Raw genomic sequence first — 21,715 nt, forward strand, 5'->3', positions numbered from 1 at the left:
AGGAAGGCAGACCCATGACGCAACACAATCATCATCATCAAGATCATCAGGCGCACGGCGAGCAACCGCCGCATCCCCGCACGGGTGCTGAAGGTGACGTCCATGCCGGGCACGACAAGCATGCCGGCCACAGCGTGGCGAGCTTCCGCGACAAGTTCTGGCTCACGCTGCTGCTGACCATCCCCACTCTGATCTGGAGCGGGATGATCCAGCATTGGTTCGACTACACCGCACCACAGTTCCCGGGGTCGGCGTACATCCCGGCGGTGTTCGGCACGATCGTGTACTTCTACGGCGGCTCGCCGTTCCTCCGCGGCGGATACCACGAGCTGAGAAATCGCCTGCCGGGCATGATGACGCTGATCTCGCTTGCGATCACCGTCGCCTTCCTTTACAGCGCGTTGGTCACGCTCGGCGTTGTCGAGGGCTTGGACCTGTGGTGGGAGCTGGCGACGCTGGTGGCGATCATGTTGCTCGGCCACTGGATCGAGATGCGTTCGATCAACCAGGCACAGGGCGCTCTCAAGGAACTCGCGAAGCTGCTGCCTGATATGGCGGTGCGGTTGGATGAGGCCGGTACCGCGAAGGAAGTCCCTGTCGCGGAACTGAAGCGCGGCGACCTGCTGCTCATCAGGCCCGGCGCGAGCATTCCCGCCGACGGCGTCGTGAAGGAAGGGACCAGCGCCGTCAACGAAGCGATGATCACCGGCGAGTCCAAGCCGATGGACAAGTCGACGGGCGACCGGGTGATCGCCGGCACCGTCAACGGACAGGGCTCGTTGCGTGTCGAGGTGACGGGAACCGGCGACGAGACCGCGCTCGCGGGTATCATGCGGCTCGTCGAGCAGGCCCAGACGTCGCGCTCGCGCGCCCAGGCCCTGGCGGACCGGGCGGCGTTCTACCTCACGATCATCGCCATCGTCTCCGCCGCGGTTACCGCCATTGTCTGGCCACTCCTCGGTCGACCGTGGAGCTTCACGATCGAGCGCGTAGTGACCGTGCTCGTGATCGCCTGTCCCCATGCGCTGGGTTTGGCCATCCCGCTGGTGACCGCCATCTCGACCACGATTGGCGCACGGAACGGCCTGCTCGTGCGCGATCGACGCGGCCTGGAAGAGGCCCGTTTGCTGAACACGGTCGTGTTCGACAAGACAGGCACGCTCACGCTCGGTTCGCACCGCGTCGTGAAGACCACTGCCGCCGATGGACTCACCGACGACGAGGTGCTTCGCGTGGCCGCGTCGGTCCAGCGCGACGCTGAACATCCGATCGCGCAGGCGCTGATGACCAGCGCCAAGGAACATGGCATCGACGTTCCGATGTCGCAGGACTTCGAGTCCATGCCGGGACGCGGCGTGCGCGCAGTCGTCGAGGAGCGCTCGCTTCACGTTGGCGGGCCGGGTCTGTTGAGAATGCTCGCGGTCGAACCGCCGGAGACGCTTCGGCGGGCTGCCGAATCAGCGGCAGCCGATGGTCAATCTGCAACCTACCTGGTGGAAGGCGACCGGGTGCTCGCCGTATTTGCGATCGCGGATGCCATCCGTCCCGAATCGTTCGACGCGGTCAAGCGGCTGCACGACGAAGGACTGGAGGTTGTCCTGCTGACGGGTGATTCCACGGCGGTCGCAAACGCGGTCGCGAAGGAACTCAACATCGACACCGTCTTCGCCGAGGTATTGCCCGAGGACAAGGTGGCAAAGATCGAGGAGCTGCAGGCCCAGGGCAAGCGCGTCGCGATGGTGGGTGACGGTGTCAATGACGCTCCGGCGCTGCTCACGTCCGACGTCGGCATCGCCATCGGCACAGGGACGGACGTCGCGGTCGAGGCCGGCGACGTCGTACTCGTGCGCAGCGACCCGCGCGACGTGCCAGCGATCATCGAATTGAGCAAGGCCACCTATCGCAAGATGATCCAGAACCTGTGGTGGGCCGCCGGCTACAACATCGTCGCCATCCCTCTCGCCGCTGGCGTTCTCGCCGCATGGGGGATCCTGCTGCAACCTGCGCTTGGGGCAGTGCTCATGTCGCTGAGCACCGTCGTTGTGGCAATCAATGCGCAGTTGTTGCGCCGGGCGGTGCGGTCCCCATGAACATGATTCGGGGACACCTGTGACCACGCGCCGGCTTCTTGCACTCAACGTTGGCTCGTCCACCCTCAAGGGCGCGTCCTATCTGTTCAACACTGAGGGACACGGCGCGCAGTCTCGTCTGCTCGAGCGCTCCCGGGCCGAAATTCCAGTCGGCGTGGATGCGCAGGAGCGCCTTGCCACCCTGCTCGAGGCATTGTCGGAGCCGTGGCCCAGCCCCGACGTGGTGGTGCACCGAATCGTACATGGCGGTGACCTGCACGACGCCCGCGAGCTCGACGAAACCGTGCTCGCGAAACTGGATGCATTGGTGCCGTTCGCACCCTTGCACCAGCCGGTAGCCCTCGCTTTCGCGCGTGCCGCGCGCATGCGTTGGCCGCACGCGCGCCAAGGCGTGGCCTTCGACACCGACTTCCACGCGTCGCTCGCGCCCTGGAGCCGGCGCTTGCCTGTCCCTGAAGCATGGGATGCGCTGGGCATCCGCCGCTACGGTTTCCATGGACTCGCCTTTGCCTCCGCGCTCCGCATAGTGGCCAGCCACGACGCTGGAATCCTGAAGGGCCGCGCTGTCTTCGCGCATCTGGGGGGTGGCTGCAGCGTCTGCGCCGTCGAGGGCGGCCGCAGCCGCGACACCACCATGGCGCTCACTCCGCTGGGTGGAATCCCGAGCCCTACCCGCTCCGGAGATCTCGATCCCGGCGCGTTGCTGTATCTGCTGAGGCATGAACGCCTGGATGCGCAGGCGCTTGAAAACGGCCTGTACCGCAGTGCAGGCCTTGCCGGAATCGCCGGCCATGGCGACATGCGCGTGTTGCTGACGGATCCCGGCCCGCAGGCCCAGCTTGCCGTGGAGCTCTTTGCAGTCCGGATTGCGCAGTCCATCGCGGCCATGGCCACGGCAATTGGCGGTCTCGACCATGTCGTCTTTTCCGGCGGCATCGGCCATCGCGCGCCGGTTTTGCGGGCTCGCATCGTCGCGCGACTGGCCTGGCTCGGCCTGGCGCTGGCACCTGACGTCAACGATGCTGGAGCCACGCGGATCGACCGCGGGGGCGGGCCGAGCATATGGAACGTCGCGATCGATGAGGAGCGCGAACTGGCTGAATCGGCACTCGCCTGGCTGTAGCCACGACACGCCCCAAGGGTCGGCTCCGGTGGGGAATCACTCCTCGATCCGTGACGACGTGAGCACCGCTGCGAATCCACCACCGGGGGTGCGCATGTTCGTGGTCTGGCCCTGGTACAGCCTGGCCGCGAACAACAGGACACCCGCCTCGGACGCGAAGCAGCGCACATCCGCCTTGAGGGACTGGCCCCCATGCACGATCCGCATGCTCGGTGGCGCGAAGGCCTGTGCGATGTAGGTCGCCGACGCCATAGACGCCCAAGTCCGCCGGGTCAACTTGTCGCCCCGATAACTCCCACGGCTGCCAAACCCTGCTGCAGGCTTGAAGAAATATCCGTTGCGCACTGCCCACAACGCATCCCGGTTCGCGGGCACGAGTTCGACCGTGGGCGGGATCACCTGGCCCAGCAGTGCCGTCGAACCCGCATCGACCCCGAACCCGCCGAGCAGAGCCGGGTCCCCGAGCACCGCAAGGTTGCGCTTGTCGGCAAACAGCGCGTGTGCTCGGGGATGCGGCATCAGCGCGACGTCCCCTGCCAGGTAAGCCTCACGAATGTCTGCATGCGAGGCATCCTCGAGCGCGAAATCGGTCAACCGGTTGTAGACAGTGTCGATTCGACCGTGGGCATCCTCAAGCCCGTCCGAACCAAACGACAAATCCTCGGGAGCGCTGATCACGCAGTCCACGCCATGGTCCCGAAACGCGTTCGCGTACAGCACAAACTCGGGGTAAAGGAACTGCGCTCGCGGAGTGCTGTCCACGATGGCCAGGCGCGACGGCGTGCGCCCGGATTGCTGCCGAGCATCCTCCATCCAGGCCGTGACGGCCGCATCACGCGCTTGGGCCGCGTTGGTCCAGGTGGCCCATGCTGGCGGCGCGCAAGACCGCACGGCATCGAGCAACAAGGCATTGAGGAGCAGACCGCCTGGATTGGTGTTGACCTCGATCAGCCGCGGGCCATCGACCGTCAGGTGAAAGTCCAGACCCAGGACGCCCCCCGCCGAACCCGGATCATGGGTTGCAATGTCAGGGGCCCATTGCAGGACCCGTTGGCTATATCCCGGGTTTCCTGCGACGTCGAAGACCGCCGCCGCGACTCGTCCCATGGCCTCCAACGCGGGCCGATCAACGAACAAGGCATAGGGTGAAAATAAGTGCGCGTGTACGGCGGGATCAGTCGTGAACTCCGGAAAGGCACCCCGGATCGACTCGTGCAGACGGAGGATGTCGACCACTTCGCATGCACACCGCTGGTTGAGCGGCGCGCTTTCCAGGGTGGCACAGTCGATCTCGCAGCCTGTCTGTCCAACTATTATCGGAGTCCGCGGTTCAACCACAACAGGGATTGTTCTGTTGGATCGGTGGACATGGCACTGTTCCGAACGAGCAGAACACACAGCAGTCGCCTTGATGCGGACGCAAAACCGCTCCACAGCCCGTGCACTCATAGAAGAATTGACACGCTGTGATGGGCATTGTCTCGGTCGCCCGATGGCCGCACTCCGGGCAGGTCAAGATGCTTTCCAGCTTGACGTCACTCACCGCCAGTCCGCACCTTGGCCGGGAAGCCTGCTTCCGTGACTGCACGCGCGATTCCGGCTGCATCCGTCTGGCTCGATTCGAACGTCACCGTGACTGTTTCAGCCCGGGTGTCCACCTTCACATCGGCCACGCCCGGCACCTTCTCCAGCGCCTTCCTGATGGTGATGCCGCAGGCGGGACAGGTCATGTTCTCAGCATCGAGCATCACTACGGTTGCGGGCGTCGCAAGAGCGGCACCGACCGACAGAGCAGCCACCAGGGCCAGTATCCACTTGTGCATCGCGCCTCCTACAGAATCCAGACGATGTAATAGGGAAACAGCAGCAACAGGACGATGAGGGCTGTCGCCAACCAGAGCCAACGTCGCCTGCGTCGCAGAGCGTCCGGGGCGATGCAACTGCCATCCACACCGCACCGTGCCGCCGGTCGATACAGCATCCAAAACGCCACGGCCAAGGACAGTACGGCGGCGGCGCTGAACCAGGGCCTCAAGGGATCGAGAGCTGTCAGGGTGCCGATCCAGGCGCCACTGATGCCCAGCAGGACCAGCACCAGCGGCACGACGCAGCAGACCGATGCGCCAATGGCGGCGATGCTCGCGCCAACGATGGCTGGAACAGACGATTTGGCCGGGGTTGTTTGCATCAGAGCATACTAGCCTCTGTACCTAGGTACGGAGTCAAGCCGTGCGTCCGAACACGTTTACGATCAGCCGGCTGGCGGCGGCGGCCGATGTGCACGTCGAAACCGTGCGCTACTACCAGCGGCGTAGGCTGCTGCGTCAACCCGAGCGACCCATAGGAGGCGTGCGTCGTTACGACGAAAACGATGTCAATCGGCTTCAGTTCATCCGGCGCGCTCAGATGATGGGATTCAGCCTCGACGAGATCGCTGGCCTGCTAGAGATCACAGGCGAAGGTTCTTGCGAGCAGACCCGTCAGCTGACCGAGCGAAAGCTCGTCGATGTCCGTCTACGAATCCGCGAGCTGCGACAGCTGGAGAGGGATCTCGAACAGAAAATAGCGCGGTGCGCCCAAGTGCCGGCGGGAGAGTGCTGCCCAACCCTCGATTTTCTGGAGCGGCCAATAAAGCCAGCTGCGACAGGCAGTTAGCTCACTTTCGGCCCGTTTTTACACGAATCCCTGCCGACCCTCTACTGCAGCCAAGGGAGGGGGGCGTGGCCTCAAGTAAACCAGGCAAGGGAGCCGGTGCGCCGCTATCAGCGCTACAGCCGCCGACCCCTTGGCCTAATGCCAATGCACGCCTTCTTGGCGTGGGGGCAGGACTACCCGTACAGCCGCTGGATCGGCTGGCTCAGTTCAGCTCGGCAGATTTCGAACGCTTCACGCTTGAGTGGGCATCTGACTACCTCTCGACGCAAGTCGAGGTGGATGAAGCTCAGCAGCGCGGCGGTGCCGGCGACAAGGGGAGAGACGTGGTCGTGTGGCTTGATCCATCAGGGACAGAGCCGCGCCGCTGGAAGCTATATCAGTGCAAGCACTACGGCGACCGTCTGGGGCCCGGCATCGCAGCGGGTGAGATCGCTAAGGTTCTCTATTATACGCTCCAGGGCGACTACACATCGCCTGAAGAGTATTGGTTTGTCACGCATAAGGGCACGACTTCTACTCTTCAGGATCTCTTGGATGATCCAAAGAAGCTGCGCGATTTCGTAATTGAGAACTGGGACAAACACTGCGCGGGCGAGATTACCTCCAAGGCGACAGTGGCCCTCACTGAGGAGATGAAAGATCACATTGCCTCGTTTGACTTCAGCATTTTCAAAGCGAAGCAGCCGCTTGAGCTCATCTCCGAGCATGCTCAAACCAGATACCACTTGACCGTATTCGGTGCGCCTCTGATAGAAAGGCCGCCCCCGCCGGAGCCCCCTTCATCCGTTGCGCCGACAGAGTCCGGCTATATCACCCAGTTGTTCGAAGTTATCGGGGAGGCCATGGAAACAACTATCGGCGACCCCGGCGACTTCATACATTTGGCCGCTTGCAAGGACATTTTTGAGCGCTCTCGTATTACCTTTTATTGCGCTGAGGGCCTTAAAGAACTGGCCCGCGATCAGATGGCCGATCCAGCGTTCTTTGAAACCCTGCTCGGCGAGTTCCGTGAGGGCCTGTTCTACACATACACGACAACCGGCCAAACCGGATTGAATCGCCTCAAAGACACTGTAAAGGCGGCCCAGTCGCTGCAGCTCGGTGGGCACGTGTTGGCCCCTCATGTGCAAGCAAAGGACCGCGAGGGCATGTGTCACCAGATGGCGAACGAGGGCGTTCTGAAGTGGTGCGGCAAATGATGAACTACGATCCAACCTCACCACGACCACCGCGTCCTTTCAACACGCCCTTGGAGTGCGGCCTTCGAACGCTATTTGTTCTGAATGCCACCAATGGAGCGCCGTCAGATCTCCAGCGGCTCGTGTCATATGACTATCTCCTTGTTCACTCCGGCGACATGCCTGATGGCCCGCCCAGCCTGCATCCAGCTGTGCCTCTTCGAGGAACAGAGCTTCTTGTTAAACGTGACCTGGTGCGCGCCGGATTGAATCAGATGTTTAGCCGTGAGTTGCTCATGAAGAGCTTCGACCGTACGGGAATCATGTATCGAGCAACCGCGCTAACCACATCCTTTGTAGGCCTGCTCAAGTCCGACTACGCCACAGCACTTCGCTATAGAGCCGAGTGGATCGTATCGAACTTCGGAAGCGATTCGGACGAAGAGCTAAACGCCTTTATGTCGGCTAATGTGGGTAAATGGGGAGCCGAGTTTGAGCGGCTCACGGCGCTACGCGATCTGGAGTTGTAGAGCGATGTTTCAGTTACGAAAGCTCGTACTGCGTGGCGCTGGTGTTATGGATGCCACGGAAACCTTCGAACCGGGCGGGAACATTCTTGCGGGCGAGTCCGACACCGGAAAGAGCTACCTGCTTCACTGCATTGACTACGTCTTCGGTGCAGATGAACTAAGGAAGCGAATCCCCGAGGCCGAAGCGTATTCGGATATTTTCGTCGAGCTAGAGAACTCGGCCGGAGACTTCCTGACGCTCAAGCGCAACTTGGCTGGAGGAAAGATCGCCGTCTACCGATCCAATTTTGAATCCACTGGCGCAAGCCAACCCGAAGTCGTGACCTCCAAGCGTGGAACGGGTAAGGGCGTCAAAGACATCTCTTCTGTCCTCTTTCCTTTTTGCAGGGATCCCTGAGGCGGTGCTCCGCAAGAATGACCGCGGGGTGACTCAGCGTCTCTCCATGCGCATGTTTCTTCCGGTGCTCTTAGTCGACGAGATCGCTGTAATTGATGAGCGCTCGCCGGTCCTTGGGAAGAGTGGCTTTAGTGAGACCGCACACAAGCGCACTTTCTCTTTCATGCTTTCCGGGAAAGATGACGCGGGAATTGTAACCAGCGAAGAAAAGGTGCTTGTAAAGGCACGCTCTACTGCGCAACTTGGAGTTATCACGGAACTTCTAGCGCCTCTTGAAGAGAGCGAGGCAAAACGCCAGCTTGCGGCGCCCATAGCTTCCGGCGAGATTGAGGAGGCGATTAACAACATTAGTGCCGAGCTCACGTTGATCACCGACGAGAGGGCGAATCTCTATTTAGAGCGAGAGGCGTCCACCGACGAGCTGAACCGAGCTGAGTACCAGGCCATTGCTTTGAACGAGCTGCTGTCGCGGTATCACTTGCTTGACGGCCGCTATGCGTCGGACTTGGAGCGCCTTGATTTCGTAGCCGAGGGCGCTCACTACTTCAAGGAGTTGCAGGAGACGCGTTGCCCTCTTTGCGATCAGGTCATGCACGGCGCTCATGAACACTCCGCCGAAGCATCTGCGGAGAGCGTCCACCAGTCAGCGCGGGCGGAGGCGGGAAAGATTCTCGGGCATCGCGCGGACTTGGCGGAGACTATTGAGGCCGTCACTTCACGCATGCAAGAGCGGGCCATGCAAGCCGCTGCGGCTAAAGCAAACATATTGCGAATTGAAGATAGGCTTTCTCAGGTCGTAATTCCGTCCTTCACCGAAGTCGCGGCCCGTCTCGACAACCTGGTTAGTCATAGAGTTGAGCTTGAGCGCGCCAATAGTGAGCGTGATCAGATTCGCAACCTCAGCGAGCTTAAGCGACAGATCGAGACCGCGCTGGACACGAAGGAAGAGAAGGAAACGTGGGAACACTTGCCCGCAAAGGCACTGCGAGACCTCTGCTCCGAAATTGAGGCCATTCTGGGCGAGTGGAGCTGGAAGGGGCCGGGGCGAGTGGATTTCGACCAGAAGGAATATGACATTGTTGTGGATGGTCAATCTCGCCAATCGCATGGCAAGGGCGTTCGCGCGGTCCTCTATGCAGCTTTCGCGATAGGGCTTCTACGCTACTGCAGGAGTAAAGGCAAACCCCACCCCGGCATGGTGATAATTGACTCGCCGCTGACGAGTTACAAAAAGGGCAAGTCCAGTTCTACCGGAGATGGCCCAGTTGACCCAGGAATCGAGGCCTCCTTCTGGGAATCGCTGACACATCTTGATGACGGAATCCAAGTTATCATCATCGAGAACAAAGAGCCGCCCCAAGGCATAGCCGAGAAAGTCCACTATCAGTGGTTCGCAGGCGACGCCGCAAAGCTGGGCGAACGCGCGGGACTGATTCCTCGGTAACAGCCTCGATTGGCGAACCCGCCCCATGTCGAACCGCCCGCCACTAGTAGCCATCGCGCGCCTGGTAGATGACGCACAGATCGGCAGCGCGAGCCAGCCGCTCGAACATCAAGTTTCAGATCGATAAGGCAAAGCTGGGCTCCGTAGATCCCGGCAGACAATCAAAGCCTGCTGGGAAGTCAACGCGGGTTCGCGCGGTGCTGAGTTGGGCGCTGTCAAACGACAGGCCCTCCGGAGAAGTTCTTGTCGCCGGGCTGCTATCTACGGTTCATGGCTGCGGAGGCTTCTGCCCAGCTTCCGCGAACTACCGTGGTGTTGGGGCGATTGCCAACCTGTCAGCCGCTTTCGACCTGCAGGGCTGGCAGTTGGGGACTGATTGCTCGCTCCAGCCCCAAAGTCCTATCGTCGCTGACCGCGAAGGAGCTAACTGCGTTACTTCAAGCTTGCGCGGAGCGGTCCCGTAGCGGCGCTCTCGAGAGCCCCCTAGTTGCCGGTACCGCTAGGGCCCTATTAGAGGCGACCGCCGCGCACGCCTTGGTGCAGCGCCGGGGTTCGTACACAGAAACAGTCAACTTCCCCGGTCTGCTTGGGCAGGCATTCACGGCCTTAGGGTTGGCTACGCCCAGCGATCCAGTAGTTGCAGGCGAGCTAGTGCAAAGGCGCGTCGAGCGGACCGCTTCATCATCTACATGTGTTCTCGCGCTCATCCGCGTCATCTAAGCGACACGTCGACAAGTAGCTTGGCACGTTCTAAGAGCTCGTCGAAGGTTACGATCTCTGGCCGCTCCAAGTGTCTCCTATAAAGCTCGTAGGAGCTGTACTTGTCATAGTTGATCCCGTGCTGACCGCTGAACTCTGCGAGATCCCCGCAGACAACGACGGATCGGGGGCGTATCAGGAAAGCGTCGGATGAGGTTGGGTTGCCGAAGTCGTCAACAATCTTGAGCTGTTTCTGGATTGATTGCTCAGCCAGCTGGACCGTCCTGTGTGCCTGAGTCACTGCGGCACTGAGCTCATCTGAGACGGGCCACGTACCAGGCCGATAAGGGCGACCTGCTTTGAGCAGCGGAGTTCTGTGAGTCTTGAGCTCTACGAAGCAAAGTGCGCCGATTCTGCCTCTCGAGTTAAGGAGCGCGTCTGCACGCTTTCCTGGCCCCGCCACCGATGCGCCCGCTACAGTCCGTTCAAGCTTACCTTCGTCAAGACCGCCCGCTGAGGAAAGAAAGAGCGCGCCGCCGAAGATCCACCTATTCTCTTCGAAGAAGGCCTGCCACAGGCGCTCGTCACTTAAGCACGTACGTTCCTTCTCACTGTCGAAGTACGATTCATCAATGAGAAGACGCTCAAATCGCTTTACTTGGGCGCGGCGATACGCGACCGCGACCATGTCATGCTGCGTGACTTCGGTCCGCAGTACCTCTTCCATCAGAGCAGAGTTGCTCCCGACGAGGGCGCGAACGGCGTCAGGAGTCAGGTCAAGACGTTGCAACTGGTTCACGCCGATTCGGAACTTCCCGCTAACTTGGAAGTCCCCCTCTGCCGCCAAAGCTGCGATCTCTAACAAATCATCTATCTCTGTCCCGCTCAGCACGAAGTGACTACGCCGGCTCGGTACATCTTTGCCGTCACTCATGTCGAAGGACTGGAGGTAGAGCGATCGGACCTTTCGCGGATCCTCCACAACCAAGAGTTTTACTTGCCTCTTGCCTGTAGGTGTAGAGCGGAGGACGAGCTCCTCCTTCAAGACTGCGAGGACCTCACCTTCGACATCGGGAAAGACGCGGTCGAGATATCTCGCGGTTCGAACTACGCGCTCTGGCTTCCCATCGACCATCTTGCATGCATTCACGTCGAATGAACGAGAGCCATAGATTCGGCCAGGCACCTTGTTTGCGACATAGCTTGCTTCGTCATCTGACATGATTGCAGCCTCATGGACAATCGTCGGACTGGGCGCCTATACGAAGCATAGCGCTTGACCGTCTGGGTACGTGTCAATCATCGCGAGCGTTGCTGATGGCACGAAAAGTCGTGGAGCGGGCCTTAGCTCGCCGACGCCCGCTTGTCTAGCGTTGTGCAGCAGTAGTAAGTAGAGCCCTGCCATTGCATTGAGCACATTTTTGAGTGTCGCAGACTGAAAGCTGGCAGCTCGATCGTGTTTGATTGCATTATACGCAAGCCACCAGTCTGGTGAAGCTCCACGGCTCCAGCTGGTCCATGGCTTTAGGGATAGGCCATAGCGTGGCAAAGTCACCTGCTGCCTTGTGAATTTTGGTGACCAGCGCACAATCGCTGCTCGATAGTCGTCGATGTTGCGGACCCGGGCACCTGGTGAGATCTGTTTGACCAACTGCTTGGCGATAACGTCAGCCTCAGACGCAGCGGTAAGTAGGAGTCTAGCGAATTCCAGGGAGTAGGTCCTCATGTTGCGCGACGAGAACTCGACGTATCGCGCGACGGTGAAGAGGTCCTCTTCGAGCGCTAGAAAGTAGTTCCAGTGGACGTCGCGTTGAGTGTGTCTTATCGCCATCCTGCTCTCCTTAGAATTTATGGTAACCCGTCGGCGATCGGGTGAGGCGTCACCGCCACCTCCAGATGCACTTGGCTCTGCAAGGGAAGCCAAGAACCCTTTCACCGCCCCTGAGGAAGCCGAGCTCTCCGGCCAGCAAAGGCCAGCGCTTCTTCGATCCACTTCCTGTACCTTTTATCGAAGGCTGCCTGCCAAGCCGCGGCGCTCACTTGCGCCTCATCCGTCATCGGATCGACTAGGACCTAAGACTTAGGCATCTTTTGCCGAGCATTGTCCCGATGAGCCATGTCAGCGCAAAGCACGTCAGCAATTGATCTCACTATCCGTCCCAGTCTCCCTACCCTAATTTCCTTGTGGGCATCTTGCCGCGGAGGCTTCGGCGCGGGGTTGGCAGCTCCGGAGCCCGGAGTGCCGCCTCTTGGATTGCCTCTCGCGCGGTGCTAGTACCGACATCTGCCCCCCCCCCCGCGCGGCCGCTCCATGCAGCCATGACGTTGCACGGCGCGGACCTAAAGCTTCTGCCGCTTCGTCTTGGTTGGGGAGCTGGCCCTGAATACCCGGACATCCACCCTTCCCCCGATAAATATCGCCAATTCCCTGCTCCGCCGGTGTCCGCTTAGTTGAGCGCCTACGCAGCAGCCATCGGATCACCAAGCACATAGCATGGGACGCGCAGACCAAGCCCTGTTGTGGGTTTCTGGCGCAAGTCACCGCACGCGGGGATGCACTGGCTGAGCGACTGGGGCGGGAACTGGCGGCGAGGGGCAAGTTAGGAATCGCTCCAGCATCTTCCGGCGCGAAAGGCCAGTGACCTGAGCCCGTTAAAGACAAGCGCCTGCTGCCGTCCCGACGCTCCGGCCCAGCTTGACGGCTTCGCGGTGGCTTGCAAAGGAGCACGTTTCATCCGCGTCACAGCCCTTGTATTCCTGCGCGATCCTCCTCCATCCAGCGTTTCACTTGCTCGACGTTCTCAACAATGACGTGCTGTTCTGCGGCACGCTCACTGACTGAAAGGTTTTCCAGGTTCAGATGACGCAGTGTGTAGAACAGCATCGCCTTTTGGCAGGTCAGCACGTGTCGATCTGAAGACATGCCGTAGTCGCGCGCTACCGCCTCCCGTTGCAAGCGGCCCAGCTTCGGGTGGGGTACCAGTACAACCTCCACCAGTGTGGTCCATCCAATGTCCTCGCGCGGGTCCACGTGGCTCTCGCCTTCCTCAACGATCTGTATCGCCAGGCGGCCGATCGCGAAATCCCGAAAGATCATGCGCTCATGGCAATACGCCCGAACATGCCATCTCAGCCCATCAAACCCCAGTGCGTGAGGCGACAAGCGAACGGCCTTCGGGCCCTCCTCCTCCATCGACTGATACGTGCAGCCCACGATGCGGCGATCGCGGCAAGCTCGCACCCAGCGGGCAACCTCGTCCACGCAAATCGACCGGGACGGGCTGGACACAATCCCGGTAGGGGGCGCATACCCGACAAAGCACTCGTCTGCGGAGATGGCGCCCCGGGCCAAGCCGTACAGCTCGAACAGATAGTGCAGCGCACTGGAACGCCCCGAAACGGCTTGAAACGCGGGGGGGGCCAGATAGCTTCTGACGGATGGATCGTAGACGGCGTTTCCGGGCGCAGTGGACAAATATTCACCGATATCGGCGGAAGCTTGCGGTACCGAAATGCCAAAAAAGTCGATCAGATCCTTCCGGTTGATACGGCCATCGAATTGCAGCCTGGCGTCAATGAACGCCAAGCGTCGAGCTTGGCCCCAGCGGACGGGCACATCTTTAGAAGACATCAGAAGCTCACATGATCTAGTGATATCACCATACCAGAATAGTTACTTGACCGTATAGATTCTATGCGTATAGTATTGATCCCATCCTCGGCCTCGCCGTCTGGCCGACTTTAGCGGAGCAGTGATGGAGCACGAATATTCAGTATTGGGAGGCCTTAACCGCGCTTCCATTGGAAGGTACGTAATGGCCGCCTCGGTGATCGTGGCCGGCTTGGTGAGCACCTTTGTGGGGCTGGTCGTGGCGGTGTTGGCCGAATCGGGGTTGGGCATACCCCCTGTAGTGCTGTGGCCGGTCACCTCTGGCGCTATCTACATGGGGCTGTATTACCTGTTTGAGGCGTACGCATGGAAGATGCCCAAGTTGTCCTCAGTACTGCGAGTCCCTGACCTCTCCGGGAAATGGAAGTGTGAGGGAAGCTCCCTTAACCAGGGGGAGGGGGTCCCCGCCACGGTATGGCGTGCCGAGGTGACCATCGTCCAAAGCTGGGACAAGATCCGCATCCGCCTGAAGACCGCGCAGTCGGGGTCCAACAGCATCGCGGCTGCTTTGATGTATGACAAAGCTGACGGCTACCGGGTTCTGTACAACTACAAGAACGAACCGGGCATCAACGAGTCTCATCTTGCCGCGCACCGCGGCTTCGCCGAGCTGGTGTTCGCCCCTGACCTGCGGTCAGCGCAAGGCGACTACTTCAACGGCCATGGACGCTACACCTTCGGAACAATGACCCTTACGCGCGTGGAGAGCTGAGCATGAGTGCAGATATCGATAAGCGATTAGCAAACCTGAGCCTGCGCCGTAATGGGCGCGACCGAGCAACCATGACGTTTGACTCTGTCGCAAGTCTGGAGTCGCTCAAGGAAACCTATCAGGAGCGCGCCACTGGCAAGAGCACCCGCTACGCGCTGGGCGCAATGCAGGAAGTGGGCAAGCAGTACACCGACAAGGGCATCGAGGAAGCCGGGCGGGTCCAGGCGCGCATCAATGATGGCTTGGCCAAGGAAGGGCTGCACTGCACCTTCAAGCTTCAGGGCTCGGTCCCGGGCAACATCCATATCCGGGGCGCCAGCGATGTTGACTTCCTGGTTCTTGATCCGCGCTTCATCAGATATGACGCGTCGGGACCGGGTGCACGCCAAGGCTATTACCGCGAACCATACCTCGGCTCTCCTTTGGCTACGCTCCAGTCGTTGCGAGCGTCCATCGAGCAAATCATCATCAATGCCTACCCCACCGCGACGGTGGACTGCAGCGGTGGCAAGGCGATTCAGGTGTCCGGAGGATCGCTGGATCGGGATATCGATGTGGTTACGGCAAGCTGGTTTGACACGCCGGAGTACCAGAGCACCCGAAATGAGGACTTCCGGGGTGTCGACATCTTGGACAAGAAGGTGCCCGCGCTCATTCGCAATGCTCCATTCCTGCATCTGCTGCGACTGAAAGAGCGAGACGCCGAGACGTGGGGCGGTCTCAAAAAGGCCATCCGCCTGTGCAAGACGCTGAAGGCCGACGCCGCCAACGAAGGCACGCACATCGATATCAACAGCTACGACATTGCATCGGCGCTGTGGAATGCAGATGCCGACTCGCTGCGTGCGGGGATCATCGACGAGCTTTCCATCCTGTCCGCGGCCACACGCTACTTCTTGTACCTGGCCAGCAATCTGACGCATGCGCGCAACCTACAAACGCCCAATGGTTTGCGCCAGGTCTTTGATACCGAAGACAAACTGAAGGCGATCCCTGTCTTGGCGCAGGAGTTGGTAGAACTTGCCAAGAGCGTTGCTCAAGAGCAGGCTCCGCTGCTCGAACGTAATGCTCAGTTTGAGGATTGGATGGGCACCCTGAAGCGGGCCAAGATTCCGCAATAGTGGGCCAACGGCCTTAACGCCCGTAACGGAGTCAAAGCCATTCTACGAACGCCTGCGGACTGTATCGTCCGCCTGAAAGCAACGCGTTGCTGCTCAGTCGGTCATTGCTCTGCGATGGCCAACTTGCGCGGCGGCCTTGCATAATGTGGCCAACTGGGGGATCCATGGACTTCGACAACCTGTTTGAGCAGTCCAATACCTTGGCCCACGACATGGTCAATGTGATCGATACGCCGCTCTTCGATGACAGCCAGCGCATCCATGTAAGTGACCTTCTGTGTTCCCTGTCCATGGAGCATGGCGACAGTGCCCGTGCACTCCTGCATGCCGGCCTTTTGCCCTCCGCCCTACTGTGATCCACCGGGCTCAATTTGAGGCCGTGGTGCGGGCCATCTGGACGCTCTATGGCGCCACCGATGGTCAACTGGCTAAGCTGGTCACGGAACTGACGCTGGACACCGAACGGTCGGCCAAGAACCTGCCCAACGTCTCCGTGATGGTTGAGGAACTGGGCAAGAAAGCCCCGCCCAATGCGGTGACGCCGCTGAGGGAATTCATGGCTTACAACTGGAAGGCCCTGAACTCGTACACTCATGCGGGCATCCATCCCTTGCGCCGGCACCAGGACGGCTATCCGATGCAGCTAGTTGTGGACGCACTAATGAACGTCAATGGGATGTTCGTCCTAGCAGCCATGCAGGCCTCCATTCTCACGGGTGTGCCGAACCTGCAGCGGAAGGTATTGGACGCTGCTGCACGCTATCCCATGGTGCTGCGCTCCGCTGACTCTACCCCCGATAAATCTTCCTAATCCCCTGCCCTGCTCAATGCTCGCACTCGGCCAGAAGCAGCCACTCAGATCGATGAGCAGGCAACACAGAGTCCTTCCACGCTCATGTGTGTGCCGTAGCGCGTCGTCCCGCTCACCAGGCAATCAACATGCTGTTACCAGAAGCCTAGGCTATCGATCGGTCTTCGGCCCCGAGGCCATCGTGCACAGATACGAGCTCGACGTGAGAAGGCCGACGAGATTCTGTTGGCTCGAAAACTTGACGGCCTTCTACGAAAGCGCCCCGTGCCCGCGAGGGCTGAGCCGGAGTCACTTGCTTGGCTCAGGCCAGGTCCTTGAGAGTGTTGGCGTAGACCAAGTCGCCCAAATGAACACGCCACTCGGCCTCATGCTGGCGAAGCCCATTGCGCGCGTTGGCCTTGGTGTTCGTGAGATCCGGTGCTGGCATGAGTTGAGTAACGGCGTTGCCCAGCGCCACGTAGGCTCGACGGTGACGCACACCCAACTCTGCGAGTAGTCGCGCAGCGACATTCGGCGCACCGAAGCGTAGCTGTTGCGTGAAGTTCGACACGCCCGCCGCGAGTTCCAGGCCATCGGCCTGTAGGCGGCGCGCCAGCAGGCTCAGACCCTGCTCTACGAGCGTTTGTAGGATGTAGGTAATTGCCCGAGTGTGGAGGGCTAGCAAGTCGTCCATGTCTATCTGGAGTCGTTGACCGATCTCGACGAACGACTCTCCCAACATCCAGCGGCGGACGACCTCAAAGAAGCGCGGCTTCGCGACTTCCGCTTGATCTACCTCGACGCGGAACCCCTGCAGTACCGCGTGCCGCAGTTCGTCGTGCGTCCAGGCCCATTCTAGGATGACCGTGCGCAATCCATCATCCAGGACATCGACCGGGTCCTGCCAATTTGGCCGAGCCGGCCACAGCCCGGCCGATACCGATGCGAGCATGCGCACCTTCGCGCCCGTCTGCCGTACCCATGCCAACTGGCCGGTAGGTCGCAAGCCAATGAGCCGGCGAGCCCGTAGCTCGAAGACATCGCGCAGCAACTCCGCGTGGGCGGGTTCCAACTGCCTAGCCGCAAAGGTCTGCTCGGCGAGTTCCCGAGCGTGTGCGACGAACAGCTCTTCTCCCACCTCCTCGGAAATGAGGTCGATCAGCGTCGAGTCGACACCGTCCACGACGGGGTAGACGGCATCGACGCCCTCGAGGAACTCGTTGCTTAGCGCCATTCCCTGTTGTGCGAGGAAGTTGCTCAATTGTCGAACCAGGTTCACCAACGAGCCGCGCACCGGCTCACCGGCGTCTTGCGCCGCGACCGGCAGCACCAGCCCCCATTGGCCGGGGTTGGCACAGATCACCAAGCCCTTGGTGTTCACGCCCGCGCGACCGGCGCGGCCAGCTAGATTCTTGATGTCCCGCGCGAGCATGGCTTCAGGCTGTTGCCCGCCGGGTCTGCGACGCTGCACCGAGTACAGGACCAGGCTCCGAATGGGCAGGTTGACGCCCTCGGCCAGCGTGCTGGTGCAGATCACCAGACGAACCGCATTGTCCCGGATCAACGCCTCCAGGACTTCGCGCGTCTCTTGCGGAATGTCGCCATGATGCAGCACTGCACCGTGGCGCACGGCTTGCGTGCCGATCCACGCGGTACCGTACTCAGTCTCCAGGTAGGCGATGCACGGTGGCAAGGCCCCGGGTTGCGCGTAGTCCATGGGCGCTAGCAACGGCAGCGGTCGCGCCAATTGGTTGACGAGTTCTCTCGCGAGGCCCTCGGCTCCCTGCTCGCCTCGCTTGTTGGCGGCGAAGATCGCGGTGGTCCCCATCGGCAGGAGCTTTCGGGCGGCGGCGACAGCCTGCGTCTTAATGGAGGCGAAGCCGTAGGTGTTCTGGCGCCGTGTGAGTGGATTGGTGAAGGTGAAACTGTTGCGATCCAGGAAGCGATCGAGAGTGAAACGCCGCTCGGGAGCTTCGTGCGGGTGCATGGCCAAGCGAATGGACGCGGCCGCGCCGGTGCCCAGTGGCTGAAGCACGGCGAACTCTGCTGTCGCAGGGCGATAGGCGCTACGAATGACCGTCTGCTCGGTGCCTCCGAGCCACGCATTGATCTCCTCAATGTTGGGCACGATGGCGGACACAAAGACGAAGCGCGGTGCGGCCCCGGCACGTGACTTCATGCGCGCCAGCAGCAACTCGAGCCCGATGCCCCGCGCATCGCTGTCCAACAAGTGGCCCTCGTCACAGATCACCAAGGAAATGCGCTGGGCGAAGGTCGGCTCGGCGCTGAGGATTCCCGACAGCGACTCGGGCGTCGCCACCAAGGCCCGGATCTGGTCCAGGCCGTGGACTTCATCTCCCGAAGGTACCGTGCCACCGTACGCGCAACGCGCAGGTATGCCCATCGCGTTCATGCGGGTGACGAGGGTTCCTTTCAGTTCCGAGGCGAGGGAGCGGAAGGGCACGAGCAGTACCGCGACATCATTGGGATGAGCGCTCAGGTGCCAGTAGAGCAGGGTCTCGCACAGCGTCGTCTTGCCGGCGCCGGTAGGCATCTGCATCGCGTAACTGTTCGCGCTGGTTAGCAACCCGCCGTGAATAGCCTGAATCTGAGAGGGAAAGAACTCCCAGTTCGAGGGCTGGCGGTCGACCAGCGACCGCACCAGCGGCGTCCAGAACGGGTCGGTGCCCTGCGGCAGGACTGCACGTAAGTTGGTCTGTTGGAAACGCTCAAGCAGGCCGCGCAGCAGCCGTGCCACGATCCAAACCTCGGGCCCCTCCTCCAAGGCGCGGGCCTCTCGCTCTCGCAATGCCGTGTGCCGCAGAGCGATGCGATCTAGGCTACCTGCTTTGAGCTCCTCCTGGATCGCACGCGAAAAATCGGACTGCAACGTCCCCGGTCGCGCCAGAAAGTCGTAGCAGGCAGAGCGCAGACTGGTCGGATCAGCGGGCCGTGCAGAACGCCGCATCGCCAGACACGCCGATGCGGGGAAGTCGCCGAAATAGAACGCAGCCGCGGCGAACAATGCCGCGTCTTCGCGGGAAATGCCCCGATCACCCAACTGGGCCTCGGTCATCTCAATCGAGAACTGTAAGAATGCATTACCCAGCTGCGCCCAGTCCGCGGACGCGACTTGGGGTTGGTGCAGGTTGGCGAACATCTCCCCAACCAGGGAGATGTAATAATCATCGAGGCGATGGTCGATGGGTCCCAGCTCGATCGGCAGTTGCGTGAACTGGAAATGACGCAGGTGCCGGGCGGTATCGGCATTGTTGATCCACCGCTGCAGGGACGCGCGCATGACTAGGCCGAGGCTCGTGTGGCAGCGAATGCCGCCGTGTACGTCTGGTGCAGGTTTGGCACGCCGATCACGACGAGGGTGAACTCCGGATCGGCCTCGTTCGGCGCCGCGACCAGCTCGTTGGCCAACAGCGCGCTGCAGATGACTGCCACCGCACGGAAACGCTTGGCAACCGGTGGACTATCCACGGCTTGGATGAATCGATCGAGCAACGGTAGGTCGACGTCACCGAGGTCGGTGGTCAGGGCTCGTTCGCGCAACCACACCAGCGTGCTGGCCAAGCGGCTGATTCGATCCTTCTTGCAGTCGGCAATCGCATCCGCGATCGGGGTGGACGCGCCCGCGGTGGCCTTGGCCTTGACCTCGGCGCACAAAATGGCATCCGCCGCACTGGCATGCGGGCGGTTCGGCATCACGAAATGCACTACGTCCGACTTGGGCGCCGGCTTGGTCCGGTCCTGTTTCAGGCGCCACTTCTTCGGTCCGATTGCGATGGCCGGCAGTTCGCGGGCCGCTTGGTAGAAGTAGCCGAGTACCTCGCCGAAATCGCCGGACATGGTCGCCCCGGCGTCGGGGAGCTTGGAGTGGACTATCTCGGCGCGCGTCACGCCTGGTCGCTGCGCCGCAACATCGAGATCGGCGTCGGTGATGTAGCACCGCCTGAGCGGCACGCCAATGCTTGCCGCCAGTTGCGCGACGCTCGCCGGGCTTACATGGATCAGGACGTACGGCTGATCCTGCGCGTGTGCGAACCAAGGCACGGCGTCCACGAAATCAATCCCAAGCTCATCCATAACGCTGACTCCCATGCGGTCGGCACCAGTGTGCCCGACTTTTCCAAAAGTCGGGTGCAAGGGATGCCCTGTACGCCTAGCCTTGCTAGAGAGCAGATCGCCTTCTCAGGTTGAGCGGCGGTGATCGCAGCAACGTTGTTCAGGGGTTAGCCTAGATTTACCAACTACCCGCGGCGTCTGCCGGGATGGCTCACCATCGAATGCGAGAACTTCCCTATCCCCCTCGATCAGGATGTGGTCGCCGCACCGTTGCACGCCCAGCCGAGTTTGCGGTTCAATCACTGCAGCCAGCCAGTGGATCCCTGAAGACGACGTCGATGAGTACCTACCAACCTACCAAGCCAGACGATTCCCGGCTCCACTACACGGGTGTGCTTGTCGCCGGCGATTCGTCGGATACGGTCGGCCACAGCCTGCTGCCCTTGGGGTCTGGCTTCTTCGTCGCGCCCTTCCTCGTACTCACGGCGCGCCATGTCATCGACGAGGTCTCCGAACAGTTCCACGGCTGCCGCATCCATGAAATCGTCAGCGACATGGCCTTCGGCGTAGACTTTTCGATCCAGCATCCACGGCACGGCCAAATGAAGTGGGCCGTGATGGGCTACGGATACACACCGACCATCGACGTGGTGGCCTTATGGGTCGAGCTGCGCCAGCCGGCTGAATTGCCGGCGGATTTCGCGTGGGAACTGCCAACTTTGTCGCTCGCGCAGGCGAAGGTCGACCAAGCGGTCAATGCGCTCGGCTATCCGCACTCCACGCATCGTCTGGATGAGCAGGGCCATGCAAAGGTCGGCCTCAATGCCCACGATTCCTCTGGAATCATTGCCGCGATCCACGAGCGCAGCCGGGACTGCGTCATGCTCCCGTACCCATGTTTCGAGGCGACCGTTACCACCAAAGGCGGGATGAGTGGCGGGCCGGTTTTCTCCGGTGACGGTCTTGTCATCGGAGTAGTTGGCTCCAGCTTCGAACTGGGGGAGAGCGACGAGTCGGAGGTCTCCTATGTTTCGGCCATTTGGCCAGCGGTCGGCATCGAGTTGCGGCACACCGCCGCCCCAGTGACGGCGGCGGCGACCCCATATTTTTTGCAGGAGCTGGTGGATGTCGGAGCCATTCGCGCCGCCGATCGCTTCACCTCTGTAAATGCGGTGGGTACGGTCACGCTGCGCATTCTAGGCTGATTTGCGGACACGAGCGGTGATATCTAA

At 61.0% G+C, this 21,715-nt stretch carries 20 protein-coding genes; 12 read left to right on the plus strand and 8 right to left on the minus strand.

The window, feature by feature from the left end; all coding sequences use genetic code 11:
* Nucleotides 1-14 precede the first annotated feature (14 nt).
* The gene (locus ACTT2I_RS08315; RefSeq protein WP_082316348.1) at nt 15-2,090 is read left to right on the plus strand and encodes a heavy metal translocating P-type ATPase; all 2,076 of its coding nucleotides are present in this window, start codon (nt 15-17) and stop codon (nt 2,088-2,090) included.
* A 19-nt stretch (nt 2,091-2,109) separates the two neighbouring features.
* Entirely contained in the window at nt 2,110-3,213 is a 1,104-nt protein-coding gene (locus ACTT2I_RS08320; protein ID WP_036196077.1) for an acetate/propionate family kinase, read from the plus strand.
* 36 nt (nt 3,214-3,249) lie between these two features.
* On the opposite strand, the gene ACTT2I_RS08325 is transcribed toward ACTT2I_RS08320, so the two are convergent.
* The 4 genes from ACTT2I_RS08325 to ACTT2I_RS08340 all read right to left on the minus strand — a co-directional run bounded on the left by ACTT2I_RS08325 (nt 3,250) and on the right by ACTT2I_RS08340 (nt 5,401).
* Nucleotides 3,250-4,449: a hypothetical protein gene (locus tag ACTT2I_RS08325; RefSeq protein ID WP_017355170.1), complete on the minus strand. Its 1,200-nt coding sequence runs from the start codon at nt 4,447-4,449 to the stop codon at nt 3,250-3,252.
* Nucleotides 4,450-4,543: 94 nt separating this feature from the next.
* A complete protein-coding gene (locus ACTT2I_RS08330; RefSeq protein ID WP_080354540.1) occupies nt 4,544-4,756 on the minus strand; it encodes a GDCCVxC domain-containing (seleno)protein in 213 nt (70 codons plus the stop codon).
* Nucleotides 4,749-5,036 carry a heavy-metal-associated domain-containing protein gene (locus tag ACTT2I_RS08335; RefSeq protein WP_017355169.1) on the minus strand — a complete coding sequence of 96 codons (288 nt, stop codon included), beginning with the start codon at nt 5,034-5,036 and terminating at the stop codon, nt 4,749-4,751. Before ACTT2I_RS08335 ends, ACTT2I_RS08330 begins: the two co-directional genes overlap by 8 nt.
* A gap of 8 nt (nt 5,037-5,044) precedes the next feature.
* Nucleotides 5,045-5,401, minus strand: a complete 357-nt coding sequence (locus ACTT2I_RS08340; RefSeq protein ID WP_017355168.1) for a mercuric transporter MerT family protein — start codon at nt 5,399-5,401, stop codon at nt 5,045-5,047.
* Nucleotides 5,402-5,442: 41 nt separating this feature from the next.
* Here ACTT2I_RS08340 and ACTT2I_RS08345 point away from each other — a divergent pair, with 41 nt between their 5' ends.
* The 5 genes from ACTT2I_RS08345 (at nt 5,443) to ACTT2I_RS08365 (ending at nt 9,417) form a co-directional block, all read left to right on the plus strand.
* Complete coding sequence (locus tag ACTT2I_RS08345; protein ID WP_017355167.1) at nt 5,443-5,868, plus strand: MerR family transcriptional regulator; 426 nt, start codon at nt 5,443-5,445, stop codon at nt 5,866-5,868.
* A 65-nt stretch (nt 5,869-5,933) separates the two neighbouring features.
* Complete coding sequence (locus tag ACTT2I_RS08350; protein ID WP_421099990.1) at nt 5,934-7,067, plus strand: ABC-three component system protein; 1,134 nt, start codon at nt 5,934-5,936, stop codon at nt 7,065-7,067.
* On the plus strand, nt 7,064-7,576 hold the full coding sequence (locus ACTT2I_RS08355) for an ABC-three component system middle component 2 (RefSeq protein WP_421588910.1): 513 nt from the start codon (nt 7,064-7,066) through the stop codon (nt 7,574-7,576). Before ACTT2I_RS08350 ends, ACTT2I_RS08355 begins: the two co-directional genes overlap by 4 nt.
* A gap of 4 nt (nt 7,577-7,580) precedes the next feature.
* Nucleotides 7,581-7,973 carry a hypothetical protein gene (locus tag ACTT2I_RS08360; protein WP_421099988.1) on the plus strand — a complete coding sequence of 131 codons (393 nt, stop codon included), beginning with the start codon at nt 7,581-7,583 and terminating at the stop codon, nt 7,971-7,973.
* A 28-nt stretch (nt 7,974-8,001) separates the two neighbouring features.
* A complete protein-coding gene (locus ACTT2I_RS08365) occupies nt 8,002-9,417 on the plus strand; it encodes a hypothetical protein (RefSeq protein WP_421099987.1) in 1,416 nt (471 codons plus the stop codon).
* Nucleotides 9,418-10,129: 712 nt separating this feature from the next.
* Here the strand turns inward: ACTT2I_RS08365 and ACTT2I_RS08370 are convergent.
* Together ACTT2I_RS08370 and ACTT2I_RS08375 are read right to left on the minus strand one after the other, a co-directional pair.
* Nucleotides 10,130-11,338 carry a Shedu immune nuclease family protein gene (locus tag ACTT2I_RS08370; protein WP_421099986.1) on the minus strand — a complete coding sequence of 403 codons (1,209 nt, stop codon included), beginning with the start codon at nt 11,336-11,338 and terminating at the stop codon, nt 10,130-10,132.
* A 1,518-nt stretch (nt 11,339-12,856) separates the two neighbouring features.
* Nucleotides 12,857-13,747 (minus strand): WYL domain-containing protein, encoded by an 891-nt coding sequence (locus ACTT2I_RS08375; RefSeq protein ID WP_421099985.1) that lies wholly within the window; start codon nt 13,745-13,747, stop codon nt 12,857-12,859.
* Nucleotides 13,748-13,871: 124 nt separating this feature from the next.
* Between ACTT2I_RS08375 and ACTT2I_RS08380 the strand changes: the two genes are divergently transcribed.
* The 4 genes from ACTT2I_RS08380 to ACTT2I_RS08395 all read left to right on the plus strand — a co-directional run bounded on the left by ACTT2I_RS08380 (nt 13,872) and on the right by ACTT2I_RS08395 (nt 16,430).
* Complete coding sequence (locus ACTT2I_RS08380; RefSeq protein WP_421099984.1) at nt 13,872-14,498, plus strand: Cap15 family CBASS effector; 627 nt, start codon at nt 13,872-13,874, stop codon at nt 14,496-14,498.
* Nucleotides 14,499-14,500: 2 nt separating this feature from the next.
* Entirely contained in the window at nt 14,501-15,619 is a 1,119-nt protein-coding gene (locus tag ACTT2I_RS08385; RefSeq protein WP_421099983.1) for a hypothetical protein, read from the plus strand.
* A gap of 164 nt (nt 15,620-15,783) precedes the next feature.
* A complete protein-coding gene (locus ACTT2I_RS08390) occupies nt 15,784-15,975 on the plus strand; it encodes a hypothetical protein (protein WP_421099982.1) in 192 nt (63 codons plus the stop codon).
* A 26-nt stretch (nt 15,976-16,001) separates the two neighbouring features.
* The gene (locus ACTT2I_RS08395; RefSeq protein WP_421099981.1) at nt 16,002-16,430 is read left to right on the plus strand and encodes a DUF6988 family protein; all 429 of its coding nucleotides are present in this window, start codon (nt 16,002-16,004) and stop codon (nt 16,428-16,430) included.
* Between the two features lie 301 nt (nt 16,431-16,731).
* Here ACTT2I_RS08395 and ACTT2I_RS08400 read toward each other — a convergent pair whose 3' ends face one another.
* On the minus strand, nt 16,732-19,710 hold the full coding sequence (locus tag ACTT2I_RS08400; protein ID WP_421099980.1) for a DEAD/DEAH box helicase: 2,979 nt from the start codon (nt 19,708-19,710) through the stop codon (nt 16,732-16,734).
* Nucleotides 19,711-19,712: 2 nt separating this feature from the next.
* A complete protein-coding gene (locus ACTT2I_RS08405) occupies nt 19,713-20,519 on the minus strand; it encodes a Hachiman antiphage defense system protein HamA (protein ID WP_421099979.1) in 807 nt (268 codons plus the stop codon).
* Nucleotides 20,520-20,821: 302 nt separating this feature from the next.
* Between ACTT2I_RS08405 and ACTT2I_RS08410 the strand changes: the two genes are divergently transcribed.
* Nucleotides 20,822-21,688 carry a S1 family peptidase gene (locus ACTT2I_RS08410; protein WP_421099978.1) on the plus strand — a complete coding sequence of 289 codons (867 nt, stop codon included), beginning with the start codon at nt 20,822-20,824 and terminating at the stop codon, nt 21,686-21,688.
* The last annotated feature ends 27 nt before the right edge of the window (nt 21,689-21,715 follow it).

Source organism: Stenotrophomonas sp. PUT21, from assembly GCF_052232875.1.
Lineage (GTDB): Bacteria > Pseudomonadota > Gammaproteobacteria > Xanthomonadales > Xanthomonadaceae > Stenotrophomonas > Stenotrophomonas maltophilia_N.